The organism is Priestia sp. ST2, from assembly GCF_055810735.1.
In genome coordinates this window covers 467,609-487,826 of record NZ_JBVVNT010000002.1, presented here as the reverse complement: position 1 = coordinate 487,826, position 20,218 = coordinate 467,609, and the positions used below count along the sequence as shown (strand labels likewise).

The 20,218-nt window shown below is 36.6% G+C and carries 25 protein-coding genes; 19 read left to right on the top strand and 6 right to left on the bottom strand.

What is annotated here, in order from left to right; translation table 11 throughout:
• The first annotated feature begins 241 nt into the window (after positions 1–241).
• From proC to AC0KUU_RS08915, 5 genes are all read left to right on the top strand, one after another.
• Positions 242–1,084 (top strand): pyrroline-5-carboxylate reductase, encoded by an 843-nt coding sequence (gene proC, locus AC0KUU_RS08935; protein WP_322552045.1) that lies wholly within the window; start codon positions 242–244, stop codon positions 1,082–1,084.
• Between the two features lie 87 nt (positions 1,085–1,171).
• Positions 1,172–2,278 carry a glutamate 5-kinase gene (proB, locus tag AC0KUU_RS08930; protein ID WP_043982390.1) on the top strand — a complete coding sequence of 369 codons (1,107 nt, stop codon included), beginning with the start codon at positions 1,172–1,174 and terminating at the stop codon, positions 2,276–2,278.
• A gap of 114 nt (positions 2,279–2,392) precedes the next feature.
• Positions 2,393–3,655 (top strand): glutamate-5-semialdehyde dehydrogenase, encoded by a 1,263-nt coding sequence (locus AC0KUU_RS08925; protein WP_043982391.1) that lies wholly within the window; start codon positions 2,393–2,395, stop codon positions 3,653–3,655.
• Positions 3,656–4,013: 358 nt separating this feature from the next.
• Complete coding sequence (locus tag AC0KUU_RS08920) at positions 4,014–4,211, top strand: cold-shock protein (protein ID WP_013056990.1); 198 nt, start codon at positions 4,014–4,016, stop codon at positions 4,209–4,211.
• Positions 4,212–4,248: 37 nt separating this feature from the next.
• Complete coding sequence (locus tag AC0KUU_RS08915; protein ID WP_043982392.1) at positions 4,249–4,611, top strand: VOC family protein; 363 nt, start codon at positions 4,249–4,251, stop codon at positions 4,609–4,611.
• A gap of 22 nt (positions 4,612–4,633) precedes the next feature.
• On the opposite strand, the gene AC0KUU_RS08910 is transcribed toward AC0KUU_RS08915, so the two are convergent.
• Positions 4,634–5,239, bottom strand: a complete 606-nt coding sequence (locus tag AC0KUU_RS08910) for an RraA family protein (RefSeq protein WP_043982393.1) — start codon at positions 5,237–5,239, stop codon at positions 4,634–4,636.
• Positions 5,240–5,687: 448 nt separating this feature from the next.
• Here AC0KUU_RS08910 and AC0KUU_RS08905 point away from each other — a divergent pair, with 448 nt between their 5' ends.
• From AC0KUU_RS08905 to AC0KUU_RS08895, 3 genes are all read left to right on the top strand, one after another.
• Positions 5,688–6,197 (top strand): DUF3189 family protein, encoded by a 510-nt coding sequence (locus AC0KUU_RS08905; RefSeq protein WP_043982658.1) that lies wholly within the window; start codon positions 5,688–5,690, stop codon positions 6,195–6,197.
• A 247-nt stretch (positions 6,198–6,444) separates the two neighbouring features.
• Positions 6,445–6,900 (top strand): hypothetical protein, encoded by a 456-nt coding sequence (locus AC0KUU_RS08900; RefSeq protein ID WP_043982395.1) that lies wholly within the window; start codon positions 6,445–6,447, stop codon positions 6,898–6,900.
• The gene (locus AC0KUU_RS08895) at positions 6,888–7,187 is read left to right on the top strand and encodes a YxcD family protein (RefSeq protein ID WP_013056994.1); all 300 of its coding nucleotides are present in this window, start codon (positions 6,888–6,890) and stop codon (positions 7,185–7,187) included. Before AC0KUU_RS08900 ends, AC0KUU_RS08895 begins: the two co-directional genes overlap by 13 nt.
• 45 nt (positions 7,188–7,232) lie before the next feature.
• Here the strand turns inward: AC0KUU_RS08895 and AC0KUU_RS08890 are convergent, their stop codons facing one another.
• The gene (locus AC0KUU_RS08890) at positions 7,233–9,404 is read right to left on the bottom strand and encodes an MMPL family transporter (RefSeq protein ID WP_162214221.1); all 2,172 of its coding nucleotides are present in this window, start codon (positions 9,402–9,404) and stop codon (positions 7,233–7,235) included.
• 206 nt (positions 9,405–9,610) lie between these two features.
• Between AC0KUU_RS08890 and AC0KUU_RS08885 the strand changes: the two genes are divergently transcribed.
• The 3 genes from AC0KUU_RS08885 to AC0KUU_RS08875 all read left to right on the top strand — a co-directional run bounded on the left by AC0KUU_RS08885 (position 9,611) and on the right by AC0KUU_RS08875 (position 11,839).
• Positions 9,611–10,471: a dimethylarginine dimethylaminohydrolase family protein gene (locus tag AC0KUU_RS08885; protein WP_043982399.1), complete on the top strand. Its 861-nt coding sequence runs from the start codon at positions 9,611–9,613 to the stop codon at positions 10,469–10,471.
• Positions 10,472–10,598: 127 nt separating this feature from the next.
• Entirely contained in the window at positions 10,599–10,802 is a 204-nt protein-coding gene (locus tag AC0KUU_RS08880) for an alpha/beta-type small acid-soluble spore protein (RefSeq protein ID WP_013056997.1), read from the top strand.
• Positions 10,803–10,990: 188 nt separating this feature from the next.
• Positions 10,991–11,839 (top strand): YihY/virulence factor BrkB family protein, encoded by an 849-nt coding sequence (locus AC0KUU_RS08875; protein ID WP_043982400.1) that lies wholly within the window; start codon positions 10,991–10,993, stop codon positions 11,837–11,839.
• A gap of 33 nt (positions 11,840–11,872) precedes the next feature.
• On the opposite strand, the gene AC0KUU_RS08870 is transcribed toward AC0KUU_RS08875, so the two are convergent.
• Complete coding sequence (locus AC0KUU_RS08870) at positions 11,873–12,148, bottom strand: hypothetical protein (RefSeq protein WP_043982401.1); 276 nt, start codon at positions 12,146–12,148, stop codon at positions 11,873–11,875.
• 200 nt (positions 12,149–12,348) lie between these two features.
• Between AC0KUU_RS08870 and AC0KUU_RS08865 the strand changes: the two genes are divergently transcribed.
• From AC0KUU_RS08865 to AC0KUU_RS08855, 3 genes are all read left to right on the top strand, one after another.
• Positions 12,349–13,281 carry an alpha/beta hydrolase gene (locus tag AC0KUU_RS08865; RefSeq protein ID WP_043982402.1) on the top strand — a complete coding sequence of 311 codons (933 nt, stop codon included), beginning with the start codon at positions 12,349–12,351 and terminating at the stop codon, positions 13,279–13,281.
• A gap of 371 nt (positions 13,282–13,652) precedes the next feature.
• The gene (locus AC0KUU_RS08860) at positions 13,653–14,735 is read left to right on the top strand and encodes a phage integrase SAM-like domain-containing protein (RefSeq protein ID WP_237074897.1); all 1,083 of its coding nucleotides are present in this window, start codon (positions 13,653–13,655) and stop codon (positions 14,733–14,735) included.
• A 782-nt stretch (positions 14,736–15,517) separates the two neighbouring features.
• Positions 15,518–16,051, top strand: a complete 534-nt coding sequence (locus tag AC0KUU_RS08855) for a hypothetical protein (protein ID WP_322552046.1) — start codon at positions 15,518–15,520, stop codon at positions 16,049–16,051.
• A gap of 261 nt (positions 16,052–16,312) precedes the next feature.
• Here the strand turns inward: AC0KUU_RS08855 and AC0KUU_RS08850 are convergent, their stop codons facing one another.
• From AC0KUU_RS08850 to AC0KUU_RS08840, 3 genes are all read right to left on the bottom strand, one after another.
• Positions 16,313–16,804, bottom strand: coding sequence for a hypothetical protein (locus tag AC0KUU_RS08850; protein ID WP_043982406.1), 492 nt, complete (start codon positions 16,802–16,804; stop codon positions 16,313–16,315).
• The gene (locus AC0KUU_RS08845; RefSeq protein WP_043982407.1) at positions 16,794–17,084 is read right to left on the bottom strand and encodes a hypothetical protein; all 291 of its coding nucleotides are present in this window, start codon (positions 17,082–17,084) and stop codon (positions 16,794–16,796) included. The genes AC0KUU_RS08850 and AC0KUU_RS08845 overlap by 11 nt, the downstream gene beginning before the upstream one ends.
• Before the next feature lie 381 nt (positions 17,085–17,465).
• Positions 17,466–17,711 (bottom strand): hypothetical protein, encoded by a 246-nt coding sequence (locus tag AC0KUU_RS08840; protein WP_043982408.1) that lies wholly within the window; start codon positions 17,709–17,711, stop codon positions 17,466–17,468.
• Positions 17,712–17,948: 237 nt separating this feature from the next.
• On the opposite strand from AC0KUU_RS08840, the gene AC0KUU_RS08835 reads away from it, so the two are divergent.
• The 5 genes from AC0KUU_RS08835 to AC0KUU_RS08815 all read left to right on the top strand — a co-directional run bounded on the left by AC0KUU_RS08835 (position 17,949) and on the right by AC0KUU_RS08815 (position 20,132).
• Positions 17,949–18,338, top strand: a complete 390-nt coding sequence (locus AC0KUU_RS08835) for a hypothetical protein (RefSeq protein WP_165575139.1) — start codon at positions 17,949–17,951, stop codon at positions 18,336–18,338.
• A gap of 108 nt (positions 18,339–18,446) precedes the next feature.
• A complete protein-coding gene (locus AC0KUU_RS08830) occupies positions 18,447–18,614 on the top strand; it encodes a hypothetical protein (protein ID WP_157842275.1) in 168 nt (55 codons plus the stop codon).
• Positions 18,615–18,705: 91 nt separating this feature from the next.
• Entirely contained in the window at positions 18,706–18,942 is a 237-nt protein-coding gene (locus AC0KUU_RS08825) for a hypothetical protein (protein WP_016764066.1), read from the top strand.
• 553 nt (positions 18,943–19,495) lie between these two features.
• Entirely contained in the window at positions 19,496–19,696 is a 201-nt protein-coding gene (locus AC0KUU_RS08820) for a hypothetical protein (protein WP_043982413.1), read from the top strand.
• Positions 19,697–19,745: 49 nt separating this feature from the next.
• The gene (locus AC0KUU_RS08815; RefSeq protein ID WP_043982414.1) at positions 19,746–20,132 is read left to right on the top strand and encodes a hypothetical protein; all 387 of its coding nucleotides are present in this window, start codon (positions 19,746–19,748) and stop codon (positions 20,130–20,132) included.
• The last annotated feature ends 86 nt before the right edge of the window (positions 20,133–20,218 follow it).

Below are 20,218 nucleotides of genomic sequence, written 5' to 3'. Positions count from 1 at the left end.
CAAACTATATAATATGCCCCGATTTTCTTTATATAAACGTATTTTTATAAAAAAAATCGGTTTTTTTTGCAGAAAAAAATATTTAAAAAAGTTTTGTTTGCGCTTACATATGCATAAGGTTATACGCTCAAGGAGGAAAAAAACGGTTGAATTCAACTTGACACTCTTTTTCAGCATGTTACTATAGGAACCGTTGAAAGAAACGAGAACAAAAATACGAACAAATGACAGGGGAGATTTGATGGATCAAAAACAAAAAGTTGCTTTTTTAGGTGCTGGATCAATGGCCGAAGCGATGATTTCTGGTATGGTCAATGCAAAGAAATTACCTGCTGAAAATATTATCGTAACAAATCGAAGCACTGATGCGCGACTGCACGAACTTGAAAATAGATATGGTATCACAGCAGTAAAGCGCAGCGAGCTGAAAACAGATGACATCGACGTTTTTATTCTAGCGATGAAGCCAAAAGGCGCTGAAGAGGCATTAAACGAATTAAAGCCTCAGATCAACAAAGACCAGCTTGTCCTATCTGTTCTTGCAGGGATTTCGTCTTCATACATGGAAGAGTTACTGCATGATGAACAGCAGGTCATCCGAGTGATGCCGAATACATCAAGTATGATTCAACAATCAGCAACGGCTATATCTCCAGGTCAATATGCTGCAATGGATGCTGTGCTAACAGCAAAAGAGCTGCTTTCTGCAATCGGAAAAGTATACGTGATTGATGAACCGCAAATGGACATTTTCACAGGAATTGCCGGAAGTGGACCCGCTTATTTTTATTTCCTTATGGAGCATATCGAAAAAGCAGCTAAAGAAGAAGGTCTCGATCCTGAGCTAGCACGTGAAATTGGCGCCCAAACCATTTACGGTGCAGCAAGAATGATGATGGAAAGAGATGAAACGCCGACGGAGCTTCGTGAAAATGTGACGTCTCCAAACGGTACAACAGCAGCTGGTTTAGACGCCTTAGCTAAACACGGCGGCGGAGAAGCAATGATGCAAGCAGTCAAAGGAGCATCAAAGCGTTCAAAAGAAATGAGTGCTCAACTACAAAAAGTGGCAAGTACTAATTAATTCGTCACTTATCTTCTTCGTGAATTCCTCACCACAAAAAAATAATCATAAACAAGAAAACATACAGAACACACTAGGAGTGATTTGATGAGTCCCGACAATAAGAAGCGGGTTGTAATTAAAATTGGAAGTAGTTCATTAACAAGTTCACACGGTGAAATCAGCAGACGGAAGCTCGAGCGCCTTGTGGACCAAGTCGTAGACTTAAAAGATAGCGGTCATGAAGTGCTATTAGTTTCATCAGGAGCTGTAGCTGCAGGGTACCGCAAGCTTGGCTGCTTAGAGCGACCTAGCTCTTTACCTGAAAAACAAGCAGCTGCCTCAATCGGTCAAGGACTGTTAATGGAGGCCTACTCAGAACTGTTTCTATCCCATGGATACGTTGCTTCTCAAATCTTAATTACGAGAGACGATTTTTCAGACGAAAATCGTTACAACAATGCACGAAATACAATTAACGTTCTGTTAGAACGCGGCATTGTGCCAATTGTCAATGAAAACGATACGGTAACCATCAATCGATTAAAATTTGGCGATAATGATACACTTTCAGCTAAAGTTGCTGGACTAGTGGATTCCGACCTGCTTATTATTTTATCGGATATCGATGGCTTATACAGCGCGGACCCTCGCCAGGATCCAAATGCAAAATTAGTTCCTCACGTAGGGGAAATCACGCAAGAAATCGAAGAATCTGCAGGAGATTCAGGAAGTTCAGTTGGAACAGGCGGTATGCGCTCGAAAATTGACGCGTTCAAAATCGCTATGGCGTCAGGAATTCCAGCATTTTTAGGAAGAGCCGGCGTGCCAAACATCTTAACACAAGCGGTTGACGGAGATGCAACAGGAACGTATTTTGAATCTGAAGATGATTCTGCGAACCTTAATCGGAAAAAGCAGTGGATTGCGTTTAACTCTGGTCCTGAAGGGGAAATAGTAGTCGAAGATGCCGCGAAACGTGCAATTATTGAAGATAAAGAGCCTTTACTTCGCGAGCACGTTAAATATATTAAAGGCCACTTTAGTGAACGAGCAGTTGTACGTATTCTAGATAAAGACGAAAATGAGCTGGCTCTTGGTGTGACAAATTATTCATCTGATGAACTTGCAATGAATGAGCCAATTGATCAACCGATTGTAGACAGCGAAGGTCTGGTGTGTCACTTAGAAATTCCAGTACCAGTCGGTTTGTAAGCAAACATGCTGTAAAGAAAAGGAGCCCTTCCTTTTCTTTGCATGATTGCATTTACCTCTTATGCCTCACACTTTAAAATCAAACAAAACTAAAACGAATCCAGGAGTGATTTGGTGTTACAAACAAATGAAAAGTATTCAGTAGAAGAACAAGCTATTTCAGCAAAAAAAGCAGCTAAGCAATTAAGTTTACTGACAACAGAACAAAAAAATGATGCACTGTTAACGATTGCTTCTACACTTGAAAGCAACACGGAGTATATTTTAAAAGCAAATGAAGTAGACTTAAAAAACGGGAAAGAAAAAGGTTTTGATGAAGCACTGATGGACCGCCTTGCTCTTTCAGCGGAACGTGTAAAAGAATTTGCCAACGGCCTTCGTGAAGTTGCTGAGTTAGATGATCCAACAGGAGATATTTTATCAAGCTGGACATTGGATAACGGTCTAGATGTAAAGCAAGTACGCGTGCCTCTTGGCGTTATCGGAATGATTTATGAAGCACGTCCAAACGTAACGGTAGATGCAACAGGGCTAGCGTTGAAATCTGGAAATGCCATTGTGTTAAAAGGCGGTTCTTCAGCTATTTCATCTAACCAAGCTATCGTGGACATTATTCATAAAGCTCTTGATGAAACGCCAATCCCTAAAGAAGCGGTACAGTTTATTTCAAGTACAGATCGTGCGGCTACGCAAGAATTATTTACAATGAAAGAACATATTGACGTGCTAATTCCACGCGGAGGGGCCTCATTGATTCAAGCGGTCGTCAATAACGCAACGGTTCCCGTGTTAGAAACGGGAGTTGGAAACTGTCATATTTACATCGATGAACAAGCTGACGTTAAGAAGGCCATTCCAATTTTGATTAATGCAAAAACAGATCGACCAGCGGTGTGTAACGCAGCAGAAACGGTTCTTGTACACAAGAACTGGCTCGATTCTCATAAAGATGAATTGATTCAAGCATTCAACGATCATAATATTGAAGTATATGGTGACAAAGCGACAGTAGGTGAAATTCCTGGAGCAAAACCAGCGGCTGAAAAAGACTGGGCTGAAGAGTATTTGCGCTTAGCGATCGCGATGAAAGTAGTAGAGAGTGTGGATGAAGCGATTGATCACATCGAAACATATGGAACAAAACACTCTGAAGCGATCATTTCAGAAGATGAACAAGCCGTTTCACGCTTCATGTCTTTAGTGGATGCAGCCGCACTGTATCATAATGCATCTACGCGTTTTACTGACGGAGGAGCTTTAGGATTTGGAGCTGAAATTGGAATCTCAACTCAAAAGCTTCATGCACGCGGTCCAATGGGACTTCCTGCGCTTACGACAATTAAATATATTATGAGTGGAAACGGACAAACTCGATAAGAAATGAAAAGCGAGCCTAATCATGTGCTCGCTTTTTTTTATGAAAAGCAAAACAAGTAAATGGAAGCTGATTTGTAAAAAATTATAAACTCTGTTATAATAGTAAAATATATAATTTTTGTGATCTTCATTTTTGTTCTTTTCAGACTATCCCGTTGTTTTAAGAAAAGCAACTGCTATCTGCTTTGTTATAACTTCATTTTTAATTTAGTCTTTCAAGACGCCGTATGTATTCCTCAAAGATTGATTTACGGATGTATAGTATCACTTTATCTTGCACCATTTACCACATTTACACGCTAAGTTAATCTTCATTTATTATCCACTTAAAAAGTACTGTTTAAAGGAGACGATGTGTATGTATAATCGTAAAAATTTAGAGCCGGCTGTTATTGAAGAAACAAAAGTTTGGGAATGTACATCAGATACGTGTAATTGCTGGGTTCGAGATAACTTTAAAAGCGGAGATCAGCCAACTTGTCCAATTTGCAAAAGCGAAATGAAGCAAGCTGTAAAAGAACTGCAGGTTATTCATAATCCTAGAGTCATTGATTAATAACTTTTAGGAAGACGTTTTTGAAAGGGGTTTGTGGATGTTTCTAGGAATTGATCATGTTCAGCTTCTTGGTCCAGAAGGATGCGAGCAAGAAGCAAGAAATTTTTATGAAAATCTTTTAGGAATGAAAACTGTTCTTAAACCGGAAAATTTAAGGCACAGAGGCGGCATATGGTTTCAATGTGGAACTCAAGAACTGCATATCAGTATTCAAGAAGACTACATACCTGCTAAAAAAGCGCATCCAGCTTTTGTCGTGGAAGATATCAAGACGCTTAGACGTAAGTTGGTACACGGAGGCTGCGTTCTTTCTGAAGAAGAGCCTATTGCAGGGAGAGAGCGTTTTTTTGTTCACGACCCGTTCGGAAATCGATTAGAATTTTTACAATATGACAAATAAAAGACCTCCAAGCGGAGGTCTTTTATTTTAGGGCGTTATCTAAATACGTATATACCGTTTCTTTGCTAACTAATACTTCATTTTCTCTGTCTTTATCTTTTTGCCACTTTTCCCGCGCTTTTGCTAATACTTCTTCGGCTTCCTCTTTGGGAATGACAATGACTCCACCGTCGTCACCTGCAATAAAATCGCCAGGATGAATTTTTACGCCCCCGCAGGAAATGGTTTCATTTACTATTCCTTTATCTTTTTTGCTGCTTGCTGCGATCGTAGAGCCCTTACAAAATACGGGGAAATTGAGTTTTTCAATATCTTCTTGATCTCGTATAACACCATCTAGCACAATACCGCTTATTCCAACAAGCTTCGCCATGGCTACTACGAAATCTCCTGCTAAGGCACGGTTACAGTAGCTTTTTCCATCAATGACGAGCACGCTTCCGGGCTCCGCTAATCGAATCGCTTCAAGCACTGAGTAATTATTACCAGCAGGCGTATCTACAGTAAGAGCCGGTCCAAATAGTTTGTAATGACGCTGCAACGGCTTAATAGAAAAGTCTAAGTGATTTGCACCTTCCATTGCATCTGATAAATTTGCTGTTGATAATGGGAACTGTTCATTCAACATCGTATCTCTCCTTTTTAACTTTAGTCTATCTATACATATTCATATTCATATAAGAGAAAGCTCTTATTTATGAAAGGGCAAGTATATAATATGAAGTATTGAAGACGAATTAACTACAAACGTGCAATGTTAGAAGCTTTCAGAGACAAATTTCATCCATTCACTAAATCTTTTTCCTGTATGTTATTCGTCATATAAGTATATAGATCCTTTATTGTTACTGTTTGAATGTCTCTATTACCAAGAATTTCTTGAATCTTTTTAAACTTCAATCAAGAGGGAAGTAGCTGTGGGACGTAAAGAATGGAGTGTAACAATTGTATTCCAGGATGTTTTTTGTACGGGTTTTAATAGGGAAAGAACAGAATTTCTTCTGGGAAATCTAAGAATGGAGCAGAGAAATTTTGATCATAATGAAAGGAGAGTTAGTTATTTAGGAGATGACAAGATGATTTATATTTATAACTGCTACGGAGGCACACATTCATCAGCATTGGCAGCTGCTTACCATCTGAAAAAGCTCCCTGCTAATAGAGAACCAACTGATAAAGAAATATTAAATATTGATGTTTTTAATAAATTGACTTCTAAGGATATGGGGAAGTTAATTTTTCATGGATATGATGAAGAAAAAAATGAAGTATATACATTAGGGAGAGGGTCTTCAAAAGTAGTAGTTCCTGCTATGTATGAGTTAGCCAATTTGCTAAATAAAAAAGGAGAATTACAAACGAAAATACTTTTTTCCAATACATCTCCCACCGTACCCTTATCTATGACACTAGGAGGTTTGTTTTCAAGAAGGTTAAAGATTAATGTAATAGGTGTTCCTTTATTAATAATAGGTGCTAAGCAGGCCCATAAAGACATTATTAAATTAGTGGAGCAAACAAAGAATTCTGCAAAAGTCACTACCTCAAAAATAGAAATTTTAGATAATGTTTTCGGCGAAGTGTAAAATAAGCTATATATAATAAAGATGAAGGACCTTTGTTAGTTTTATGAATGCCTTTGATTTATACTTAACTGATGTTATATAAGCACGAAATACGTGCAAATGTTTAATCCTGTGAACATTTGATGGAGCTTGATGCATTTTTATATAAAAAAGTGAAACCTTTTGGTATGATGAAACGTAGGAACATATATGGAAATCATATATGAAAAAACATATGTGACGTTAGTCATTTAGTGGAGGGAAAACAATGGTAAAAAAATTATTGGCCGCATTTATCGCATTAGCGGTTGTGTTTTCACCAGTCGGTGGATCACTTATTCATGACGGTTCAAACGTAGCAAGCGCAAAAGGGTATAAGTCAGGAAAGCGCTCTTTTGACAGCGGAAGCAATAACCAATCAAGCTTATTTAAAAACAATAACAATAATTCAGTTAAGCAAAACAATACGTCTAAAAACTCATCATCTAAAAGTACAGCGGCTAGCTCAAAGCGCGGCGGCTTAATGAAAGGTCTTTTAATGGGAGGAATTGCGGGCTTATTATTCGGAAGCTTACTATCAAGCTTAGGACCATTAGGACCAATTTTAGGCTTTATGGTAAACATGCTCGTGATTGTAGCTTTAATTCTTCTTGTAGTAAAGTTATTCCAAAGCGTACGTAGCAACAAGCGTAAAAATGAGGAAGTGAAATCTTGGAGACAATAAAAATTTCTGAACAAGATATTATCAATGCGATGTGTTTGTATATCGCAGAAAAGAAACAAGTTCAGCCTCAAGAAGTAGAGATTGAGCTAATGTATGATGATGACTACGGTTTTTCAGCAGAGTCATACGTGCATGATCGTAAGCAGGTTCATATTACTTTGAACATTATTGAAGCCCTGCGCTTTTGGCTGGATACGGAAATGAACGTAGACCCATACGCAGCAGGACTAGAACTGGAATTAGACGATGAAGAAGGCATTATCGCTTTTGCAAAATTAAGTCGATAAAGAAGCCTTCAATGCAAAACCCGCTCAAGTGAGCGGGTTTTTTTATTATGATTTTAACTGTTCGTTGGAACTGGACTTATCGCGTTTTTTAGTGAAAAACCACCAGTTGGCATCTCCAAGCAATTTCATAAGAGAAGGGACAAGAAGCATTCTGACAATCGTTGCGTCGATAAATATAGCTAAAGCAATTCCTACACCCATTTGTTTAACAGGCGTTACGTCTGTAAAAGCAAAGGCCCCTGTAATTACAATCATAATTAAAGCAGCGCTCGTAATGATTTTACTAGTGGAAGCTAGGCCTTCTACCGTTGCCACATTATTATCGCGGGTTTGATGATACACTTCGTGAATGCGCGAAATTAAAAAGACTTCATAGTCCATGCTAAGCCCAAATACAAGGCCGAAAACAAAGACCGGCAGCACTAAAGCAATATTAGATTCGGTAAGACCTAAATGTCCATTTTGAAACAGCCATACAAGTAAACCAAACGTAGCTGTTAAGCTTAAAATATTCATAATGATAGCCTTTAAAGGAATGAGGACAGAACGAAAAGCAATCATTAAAATGACATACGTTGAAAATAAAACAAGAGCCAAACCATATGGAGCTTTCTCATAAATTTCATCGAATATTTCCTGTTCGAATTTTGGATAGCCGCTAATATGAACGGTGAAAGGTGACCGTTTGTCTTTCCATTTTCGAACAAAATCTTTTGCTTGATCTGAATTTTGGTCTGTATCTAGCGTAGCTTTTATGAGCATATAATGTCCGTTAATGAACGAATCTACAGCTGGCTTTGTCTGTGCACTTATCTGCGGGTTTTCCAGCATAGCTTGAAGCTGGTCACTTGATTTTACGTTTAAAGCGGTAGAAATAGAATCGACTTGCTTAACTAACGAATCTTCTTTTAATTGTTTTATAAAAGTAAAGGCATTTGTTAAAGGCTTTTCATTTAGCATATCTTGCTTAGCTTCTAGCACAAAATAAACGTCTGCCGTGTTTTTATTTATAAACGTATCGTTATACGTGTCAAAAGCTTGACGAGACTCGTATTTTGTTGGGAGCGCTTCTGAAGACGGTATTTCTAGATGCATGTCTCGAACGGGAATAAGTGCTACTAACAAAATGATAAGAGAAACAATCGTCATAGTTACAGGCTTTTTCATGACAAATGTAGCGAATGAACGCCACCTAGACTGACCGCCTTGTTCGCTGACTTTTAAGATGCGTAAACGATTAATGCGTGTACCTAATATAGCCAGTATGGAAGGAAGAAGCGTAAGAGCTGAAAACACAGCAATAAAAACAACAGCCATTCCTCCAAGAGCGACGTTTTGAAAAATATCCACTTGAATAAACAGCATTCCCGCTAATCCAATAAATACGCATAATCCCGAGAAGATGACCGAGCGTCCCGCTGTTTGAATGGTAATTTTGATTGCTTGTTCTACCGATTTTGTTTGAATTTCTTCTTTAAAGCGATTAATAAATAAAAGGGCAAAGTCAATACTAAGAGCTAATCCAATCATTGGAATCACATTTAAAATAAAGATGGACAGCTCTGTGTACGGATGAAAGAAATAGACAACGCCCATGGTGGTAACGACGGTTACAATTCCTATCATAAGAGGGATTGCAGCGGCTACCACGCCGCCAAAAGCTAGAAGAAGCACAACTAAAGCAACAGGAATACCAATGGCTTCCGCTTTTGCTAAATCAGCTTGGCTTGCTGTATTCATATCTTTTTCAATAATAGGACCACCGGTTAATTTTACACTCATTTCTTTTTCTTCAGCTGAAAGAGTTCTGATCTTTTCCACTCGTTTATCCATCGTGCCATCATCGTGATTAAAGTGGATAATTCCATACGCTGTGCTTCCTTTTATCATCTTGTTAGAAGCCGTTGGTATGTCGACTTTCGACGCGTCTGATTTTTCCTTTGCTTTTTGCATATACTGAGCGATCGTTTGCTGGAATTTCGAGTCAGAAACTCCGTCTTTTTTTTCAAACAAAACGATGATCTGAGCTTCGCTAACGTCAAATTTATCAACTAAAAGCTGCTCGGTATCTTTATACATTCCTTTCATTTCAAATCCGTTTCCTCCCAGCACAGAAGGAAGCTTAGCCGCATAAAAGCCAAATCCGATAATTAGGATTATCCATAGTACTAATAAAATTTTCCTGCTCGCATATAATGCGTTCGCTACTTTATTCATATTAACCTCCAATTTTTTGTACAGTTACTAGACTATTTTATACTAACAGTTATTGTAATTAGAAGAAGTATTGTGTTTTTTTGTTTTTCTTGCCTGAAAAAGCTTTTTAGATAGATGCGCAGGGGTGCTTCCTCAGCAAAATCGTGTTTATGTTTCGGGTAATTTAGGGAACACTGTACATAAATGCACGAAGGGGGATTAAAAAGATGCAAATGAAACAGCCAGCTAAAATGACGAATAGTTATGGGTGTAAAAATGAGTATGATACATTAAAACGTGTGGTCGTTTGCCCACCTACATATATGAAAATTGAAGAAATTATTAATGAAACACAAAAGCACTATGCGGATGAAAATATTGATGAGAGCTTGGCTTCAAAGCAACACCGTCAATTTGTTGAATGCCTTCAAAAAGAAGGAGTGGAAGTCATCGGGCTATCTGCACAAGAGCCATTTCCAGAACAAGTATTTACGCGGGATATTGGCTATACGCTCGGAGACACCGTTATTGTCACGAAAATGGGCAGCGAGATTCGAAGTGGAGAAGAACAAGTGCTAGCTGATTTGCTGCAGCAGCAAGATATTCCTTTCCATCAGGTACTAGACCATCCTATTGAAGGAGGAGATGTGCTGATTGATGGACAAGCTATTTTTATTGCGCTCAGCGACCGTACAAGTAAAGAAGGTGTGGAGCATATCCAAGAGCTGCTTCCAGCCTATGAGGTTGTTCCGATTCCTATTGATCGGTCTTATCTTCACCTTGATTGTGTGTTAAATATTTTATCACCTACAGAAGCGCTCGTATTTTCACCCGCTTTACATGAGAAAGAATTAAATTTACTTCGCATGAAATATGACTTAATTGAAGTAACAAAAGAAGAGCAGTTTACGATGGGAACCAATGTATTATCAATCGGTAATCAGCGGGTGATCAGCTTGCCAATGAATACAGAAGTGAATGAAGAGTTAAGGAAACGGGGCTATAAAGTAATTGAAGTTGATATATCTGAAATTATTAAGTCGGGCGGTTCTTTCCGCTGCTGCACAATGCCTCTTGAACGAGTGTAAAAAAGCTTAAAAAGAAAAAAAGATCTCGGCGATAGCCAGGGATCTTTTTTTTGAGGGATGTTGTATAAAATTTCAAGTGAAAGGAACATTAACCTATATAAGCTGTTGAAGGAAAGGAGTGATAAACATGGCAAATCGTAATCCTATTTTAGTTCAAGGTGCTGAACAGCTTCTTGATCAGCTAAAAACGGAAATCGCGGGAAGACTTAACGTTCAGCTTGGCGCTGAGCAAACAGCTCGTGCAAATGGTTCTGTTGGTGGAGAAATGACGAAGCATCTTGTTGCAATGGCGCAACAGCAATTAAGTGGTGCACAAGGACACATTCGCTAGTCTTCTCTACATAAACACTCTGATGAAAAGTTCTGGCTCTTTTGAGCTGGGACTTTTTTGTGTAGGAAACATCATTCTACTTTCTCTTGATCGTTTGATTTGAGATTTTGCTTGAAATTCTCCACTTTCAAGGTTGAAAAGTGCATAAAATGGGAAAAGAACAAAAAAAGAGAAAGTAGAGGTTTATCATGAAAAAGCTATTATCATTTGGAAAAAGTCTTGGTAAAGAAATTCAAGAAGACCAAGCAACGGGACTAGCGGCTGAGCAAGCCTATTATTATATGCTATCATTATTCCCTATGCTTATTTTACTGATATCGATTGTTCCGTATCTATCTATTAAACCGGAAGAGGCAATCGATGTCCTTCAAAGCGTTATGCCGGGAGAAACGGCTGCAATCTTTAAAGATAACGTAGCTCAATTTGTAAGCCAACCAAACGGCGGGCTACTGACTGTAGGGATTTTAGGAACCATTTGGTCTGCTTCAAACGGTATGAACGCCTTTATTCGTGCAATGAACCAAGCCTACGACGTGAAAGAACAACGCTCGTTTATTAAAGTAAGAGGCTTGTCCATTCTTTTAACAATTGGATTAATTGTAACAATTGTTGTATCGCTTCTTTTACCAGTGTTCGGAGGGGTTTTGTTAAATTGGATAAGCGAATGGTTTTCTCTTCCTTCAGGTACAACAGTGGTTTTAAATATTTTGCGCTGGATTATTGGTGTCGGCATTATGGTACTTGTTTTATCCGTATTATACAGATTAGCTCCAAACAAAACGTTTCCTTTTGCCCATGTATGGCCCGGAGCGCTCGCTGCTACGCTGTTATGGCAGCTGACATCTTTAGGGTTCTCATTTTACGTAAGCAACTTTGGCAATTATTCTGCTACTTATGGAAGCTTAGGAGGCGTGATTGTTCTGATGCTTTGGCTATTTTTAACGGGTTTAATTCTCGTTATTGGAGGAGAGATTAACGCTATTTATCACCGAAACAAAACGGCTGCGCCTCCTAAAGATACGTCTCAGGCGATGTAATAAAAAAGGAAACCTTTATAGAGGTTTCCTTTTTTAACGTTTAAAGCTATTAACAAGCTGTTTAAATGAGTTGGCTGTATATTTGACCGAATCTTTTTTGTACTGTACATCGGTTTTAATCGCTGCTTGTGTTACTTTTAAATGATTTGTTTTTTCTTTGATATAATCAGTTTCGTTTTGAAGATGTTGAGAAGTGGCATTTACAGAGTTCACAGTTGGCTTGATTTTTTTATTAAATGATACGCCTGCGTAAATAAGATACGCAAGTGATGCCAAAACAACAGCTAAGCTTATATAAACAATAATCATCGGTGTGCCTCCTTTGTACGTATTTATATTTATATAGGTGAGAATAAAATATATACGAATATCATCCTCTTTATTTAATTGTTATACCCATTTTTAATCAAAACAAACAAAAGTCTGCCGAGAAGACAATATATTGGATTTTTTCTGAAATTTCATTCATCATTACATATAGGGTTACCCTGAAAGGAGAGAGAAGAAGAATGCCGTTAGATCCGCATATTCAAATATTTCTAAATCAATATAATGAGATGCCCCGTCCTGCTTTAGAGGACGTTACACCCCCGCAGCTGAGAGAAATGGAAAAGATGTCTTTAACTCCTTCCAAAGAAGCGGTTAAAAAAGTATATAATAAAGAAATTGAATTAAATGAACATACGCTCACTATACGAGTGTATGAACCTGAAGGAACAGGGCCATTTCCCGCTCTTGTTTATTATCATGGAGGAGGCTGGGTATTAGGCAGCCTGGATACTCATGACTCCATATGCAGGTCGTATGCAAATGAAACAAACTGTATTGTAGTGTCTGTTGATTACCGTCTTGCTCCTGAAGATAAATTTCCCGCTGCAGTAAACGATGCCTATGACGCCTTGGATTGGATTTCAGCTCATGCGTCTCAATTAAATATCGATTCAAACAAAATTGCCGTCGGGGGCGACAGTGCCGGTGGCAACCTTGCTGCGGTTGTGAGCATTTTAGCAAAAGAAAGGCAGGGTCCGTCTATTGTTCATCAGCTGCTTATTTATCCATCTGTAGGATTTAAAAATCAGCACCCTGCCTCTATGAAAGAAAATGGGGAAGGATATTTTCTTTCAAAAGATCTTATGGATTGGTTTCGTCTTCACTACTTAAACAATAAAGAAGAAGAACAGCATCCCTATAACGCTCCGGTATTACTAGAAGATTTATCGAGTCTACCGAGCGCTACCATTATTACAGCACAGTATGATCCTCTAAGAGATAGCGGAAAAGACTACGCGGACGCATTAAAAAATCACGGTGTTCCCGTCACCTATGAAAATTATGAAACGATGATTCACGGATTTTTAGGGTTTCATGAATTTGTCCCACTCGCTCAGCAGGCGATCAATAAAAGCGCAGCTCAACTGCGTCAAGTATTTGATTCTATTTAAGGATATATAGTGTCATAAATCATACAAACTTGAGAAAAACAGCACATTGATGTGCTGTTTTTCTTTATTGATAGGGAGAAAAGATTGACAAGAGTTTCAAAAAATAGCCCATTATCTCTTTTAAAGTCATTTTGTTTGGAGTATAGTAGAAAAGTAGGATAAAAACATTTATTGACATTAAGTAAGGTGATTTTTCGAATGATAAAAACAAGTAGGTCAGCTGATTCAAGATCTGCGAAATCCTTACTAAACGTTGATATAATAAGGTTTTTAGAGGGTAGGTAAATAGTCATGGAGGCTAAAAGTTGTCTATAATAAAAAACTACCTGAACTGTTAAGGCAACTTCCATATTCAAAGGGGGTTGCCTTTTTTGTGTGCAAAGCGAATAAGAAAGGGAGCAAAAGTAGCTCAAATAAATCTTGAAGAAGCTAAAGAGAAAATTATTAAGATTAAAACTTTAGAAGGTATGGCTCAATGTACTTTAAATCAATACAATTTCGTTTTTAACGATTTAATTACATTCTTCGAAAGCAGCAAACAGGTTTCTGATATTACCTTGGATGATGCGAGAGATTTTATTAATTGGTTGCTTCATGAAAAGTCTGATACAAGTAGCCGCTTTAAGCAGGTTGCTCGAAAAGGAGTAAAGGCATCTAGCGTTAATAACTACCTTCAAAAGACACGTGCTGCTTTTAATATCTTAAAACGTGAGGGAATTTTATCAGAGAATGTCCTTAATGAAATTAGAAATGTAAAGTTCCAAAAACATAAGGTTGAAACATTGACGGTAGATGAAATAAAGCGAATTTTTAATGCCTTTAATAAGAGTTATTACGCTCAATATAACTGGAATGATGCTCTATGCTATCGATTGATTAAAGAACAATTCATATTAAATGGTGGTGTATTTAACCCAGAAATAATAAAGGACAAATATGAGGGGGCTTATGCATATATTTATAACCAACATGGAAGTTTTGAAGAGTTTTTAAATACCTTTGATTTGCAAGATTACGTTGAGATTAATAACACTATATATTCAGATGAACTTGTTTTAGAAAAAATAAATGAAATGCTAAAAGAAAAGGGACAAGTGCTTATTTCGGCCGACTTTGTTACTTATAAATTAACTGGAATGAGAGATTGGATTATTAAAACACATGGTGGGCTTAAAGAATTTTTTGTGAAATATAATATGGAGGATAAATTTGCTAATATGAAGCATTTAGGCAAGGAATTGTGGTCTTATGGGCTGCAGTTTGAAGAATTAGCAAAAGAAGCTATTGAGCTTTTATTCAATGAGGTTTCTTGTAATAAATGGATAGACAATGTTAGACCCGACTTTATTATAAATGAAGATATCTGGATTGATGCTAAATTATCCTCATTTGCTTATTTCACAGACGATACAGTAAAAAAGTATACAGCTAGAAAAGAATGTAGAGAACTTTAGCTATTATATTTAAGAGGTCATAAATTCAACCATGGAAATGAAGACATAAAATTAATTTCTATTGAAGAGTGGTATAATTCTTTAATAAAATTAGGAAGAGCAGATTTAGTAGAGAAGTTTGATGACCTTAGGGACACAGTCTACGAAAAAGAAAAAACTGAAGGGAAAAGAATTAATAAATAATTACAATTATTTATTAATAGTCAAGTTAATATTAAAATAGATGCTCTGCTATCAAAAATAGAGGTAGGCAGGAAAGAAGAAGCTTGAATTAATCCAAAAAGGTAAAGAACTAAATAGTACTATTCAATTCGGTGATTTAGAACGAAGATATAGCGATTTGTACTCTTACGAAATTATTTTTCGAAAAAAAGAGCATCCTTTCGAAGGTACTTTTATATCTTAATAAGTTCAACTTAAGTTAGTCTTTCAAGGTTAATTTAGGTTGAACTTATTTATTGTGATGAAATGACGACAAATTATTTATTTAAATAACTTAAATAAAAAAGAACAGTAAGTGTTGTGTCACTTGCTGCTCAATATTACCGAAACAATTGACCACCAGGTGAAAATGATGATGTGATGAAGGCGTTAAAAGTGTGGGGTATATAAATATTTAGCAATTATGATATTGTTACTCTTTAATCCAATACGTTATCTGATAAATATAAGTAATAAATTTTTGGGAATTTCATTATTTTTTGGGGGGAATAGGTATATGTCTATGCCTTCTTACTGTTTCTACATAGTCTAGACTGTAACCTATTTGAAGGAGAGATAATATGGATAGCACAAGACAAAGTTTTGATAGACATGGAGGTATGGGTGGATTCCCTGGTATGGGCGGATCACCTGGTATGGGCGGATCACCTGGTATGGGCGGATCACCTGGTATGGGCGGATCACCTGGTATGGGCGGATCACCTGGTATGGGTGGATTCCCTGGTATGGATGGATCACCTGGCATGGGCGGATCACCTGGCATGGGCGGATCACCTGGTATGGGTGGATCACCTGGTATGGGCGGATTCCCTGGTATGGGCGGATTCCCTGGTATGGGCGGATTCCCTGGTATGGGCGGATTCCCTGGTATGGGCGGATTCCCTGGTATAAGCGGATCACCTGGTATGGGCGGATTCCCTGGTATGGGTGGATTCCCTGGTATGGGCGGATCACCTGGTATGGGTGGATTCCCTGGTATGGGCGGATTCCCTGGTATGGGCGGATCACCTGGTATGGGTGGATTCCCTGGTATGGGCGGATCACCTGGTATGGGCGGATTCCCTGGTATGGGCGGATTCCCTGGTATGGGCTAAAAGCTATAGTTGTTCCACAATAACTAAAAATATAAGCGAACTTCCTTATTGTATCAAAGAACTCGCTTGTATCATGGGGATAATATTGTTGCTTTTATGAGCACTAACTACTTAAAATAGCCCATATAAGTATACATTTTAAAACGGTTTATCTCTGTCTAAAACTTATGACTTTCTGAACGATATAAATTAAAGGATTCTGATATATTCGTCAGTATATTTATTATTTTAGCTAATAAAAAATAAGCACCTATTAGGTGCTTATTGAATATGAATTATAGTTTGTTTAGCAAGTTGTTGGCTAGGCATTAGTTCTAGGGCATATGCTACATCTTTTAATTCTGGGCTATTAGGTAAATCGTAAGAACCTATAGACTCAAAATATTGAATTTGTTCATCTGTCAAAAGATTAAGTGGAATGCACACATCCACAACGGCTCTAATAATAGTTATACCTAGCTTCTTTGCTAAATATGGTCTATGATTACCTCCATTGCTAACGCAGAAATCACCGTTTGGAAATAATGTTAGATTAATATCCATATGAGAGGAACTAGTTGTTACATATCCGTGATTCTCAATCGATTTAAGAAGACGATTTAACTTTTCTACAGACAAAACATTATCATGAGTCAAGCCTTTTATTCTTGAAACTGGCACCAACATTGAGCCAGCATGATGAATTAAGTAGTTTCTACCATAAATTTCTGTATAGTCATCATAAAATCTCCAGCCTGTGTATTCAATTTTCATAAGAACCTACTTCACGCTTGCCGATGCCTTTTTGATAATTTTTCATACGTGAAGAAGCAGACGATAATTTTGACACAATGTAACCTTGTGGGTCAGCACGCAAGTTATTATTCACAAGGTTCTCAATTTTATCATTTGCGAACATGTTAGCAACTTTTGCTAAATGATCAATTGTATCCATAAGTTCTGGATAGTCATGATAATTAGAAATAGCAGTAGAGTGAATTTCTTGTAAATCATCACGAATCTTTTTTAAGGTTTCAATATCAAATCTGCTCATAAGTATCATCTCCCGTTGTCTTAAATACAATAAATGATATTAAGTTCATTGTGAAATTAGAATATAGTATCTACTTTTAATAATGTCTAGAAAGGTTGGTTGTATAATAATCGATGAATTTTATCAGAAAATATTAGATGGAGAACTCAGTGATGAAGAAATATTACGTATTAGTGAAGGAGATGATGAACCTTTAGCTAGTAATTAAAGAGTAATGTTGGTTGAGTATTTAATGAGTTTACAAGGTTTAACCAAGAATGAAGCTTATCAAGTTACTTTTGAATATATCAATTATTAGTTTACATTCTATCAAAAGTGTATGTGAATTATATGTAAATTAAATGTTGTAATAAAAAGCATCCTTATACGTAGAGATGCTTTTCAAAGTGTATTTGTATTTCCACTTCCTAAAGTAGGCGTCTGAGTAGGTGTTGAACTAGGCGACTGTTGAGAAGAAGTGTTTTGAGAGCCTATTACTGAACTTGAATTAGGACTTGCATTTGATCTCAAACCTGTTTGTGAATTGGATTCTGTACTTGTAACGGGCCACACTTGATTTACATTTCCAAAAATAAAAGTTCCTCCAGAAATGTTACCAATCGTAAGTGAATTGATTTTAGCTACCATACGTTCTCATCCTTTCATCGATGAAGAAATAGAATATACACTAACATATGTTTAGCTTGTCAATTATGTATAGACGGGCTAGAGAAATAGGCGAGGTTATTATTGTTATAACTTCATAAATTGAATTCGGATTTACCTATGTCGGAAAGAATCTTGAAAATTGATTAATATTTAAAAAAGTGAGAATAACTAGCCTTTTGTAGAATAAAATAGTCTACACAAAAGGTGGGAATATTAATGGGGAAAAGTAAAACCTGGATGGATGCTTATGTTTCTAAAGTTTCAGGAAAACATTTCGAATTGTTATCGGTTCAAAGTGTCATTGATTCTTTTATTGACATGTTAAATGTAAAATTAAATGAAAACCAAAAACCAGAAGTTGAATTTATTAAAGAGGAAAATAAAATTTCATTTCCAGACTGTTTAGTTTCTTTTAAAATCCAAGGATCTGTATTGAGTTTGAGTAAAGTTTTAAAATCTAACAATCAAGTTGCTGGTGGGATTAAAATTTCCGATACAGGTTTAGCTTATCAACTAAAAACTGGTTCAAAGTTGATTGAAGAGGTTGAAACTATACCTGAAGCATTAGATAGGGCACTAAGTTATTTACTTGTAGAGCTTAGGTGAAAGTTAATATTTTTATAAGTTTAAGTCACTCATTTAAAGTGGCTTTTTATTTTGTAGAAGTTAATATGCTGAAACATAAAATCATTATTAAGAATGGAGCTAATATTAATGAATCAAGTACTCTTCGAACAGTTGTTAGAGGGAAATATTGAATATGAAGACGTTCCAGAAGATACGGACATAGAGTTAACTGATGAGCAAAGGCATGAAATGAGATTATGGTTAGTTGGAGTTTATGGTTTTTCGTATGGAGCAGCTAAAAGTTATATTGAATAATGACAGCTGAAAATATTCTTTTAGTAATATATAGAGAAGGATTATTACACTTTTTGTAGAAATTATTAGGTAGAGAGTCGGTGGTTAGAGAATGAAAATTCAATTTGATTTTAAAGTACTAAATGTTGTAGAGGAAAATGGCGTAAAGTCCTACATTGTGCAATGCTCAAGTGAGAATTTCCGACGTGTTATTAAAGCTCAATATGACGGAAGTGTATATATACCAGATTACCATCAACAATTATGGGACATACAATCTCATGAAAGAACAGTTCTTGATATTGGACTAGCAAGCTTTATAATAAAAAATGAGAACCGCACAGTATAGGTAAATTCACATTCGAGCATAATATTAATGGTCAGTACTTCTTTTGCTAACGAATCGTTTTCTCCTTTAACATGTTAAGTGTATAAAAAGCACCCATAGCTTGGGTGTTTTTTATTTTGTTCGAGTAATAAAAAGTTGTTGAAAACGATGATTCACAATAAAAGAAAAGCTTTCATATTTTAATGAAGGCTTTTTTACAAATTCAAACAAAGTAGGTGATTAAATGTTTTATTCTAATTTCTATACGCCTTTTAACTATACTTTCTACCCTTATTTCATGCCTTCCTTTGGACGTCCTACTGGATATGTACTGAATTCTAGTGGTGAAGTTGACAGTTGGTGGGGGAATTATCCATTGGGGTATCCTGCCAAGGCTCCGAAACTTGGGGGTGGAGGACAGTCGCCTATTTCGGGACCTGCCATACCTTTCAGTTTTAGGGGGTATTATTGAAGTAATAAGCATAAGGATACTGATTCATCAGTGTCCTTTTTTATTAAAAACAGGTGATTTGTCATTCTTTGTCGAACTAGTAGATGAAGAGGTGATACACATATGCTTAAATTTAAAGTTGTTTTTGAATTTATAAATGGCAGGACAAAGGAATTAAAATTTGAAGCCACATCAAAGAAAGAAGTTATTAGTCATATAACAAAACATGAAAAATTTGTTTCGAATGAAAAAGAGCTAGTGCATAGCAATTTAAATAATGTGGTGCAGTTTATAGTTACAGAAGAAAAAATAATAATAAGGTAAGAATAAATAACTTTTTGTCGAATAGAATAGACAAAAGGTGGTAATAGATATGGTCGATAAAAATTGGATTAATGCTTATGTTTCTAAAATTTCAGGAAAGCATTTCGAACTGTTAGTGGTTCAAGATATTATTGTTTCTTTCATTGAGATGTTAAATGTAAAGCTAAATGATAATCAACAGCCTAAAGCCAATTTTAATAAAGTGGAAAATGAAATTTCATTTCCAGACTGTTTAGTTTCTTTTAAAATCCAAGGATCTGTATTGAGCTTGAGGAAAGTTTTAAAATCTAACTATCAGGTTGCTGGTGGAATTAAAATTTTTGATACGGGTTTATCTTATCATTTGAAATCTGGCGCAGAGTTGATTGAAGAGGTTGAAAATATATCTGAAGCATTAGATAGGGCGCTAAGTTATTTACTTTTAGAGCTGAAATAAAAGTTAATATTTTTATAAGTTTAAGCTGCTCTAATTGGGTGGCTTTTTATTATGTCTAAATTACATAAATTGAAATATGTGCTAAA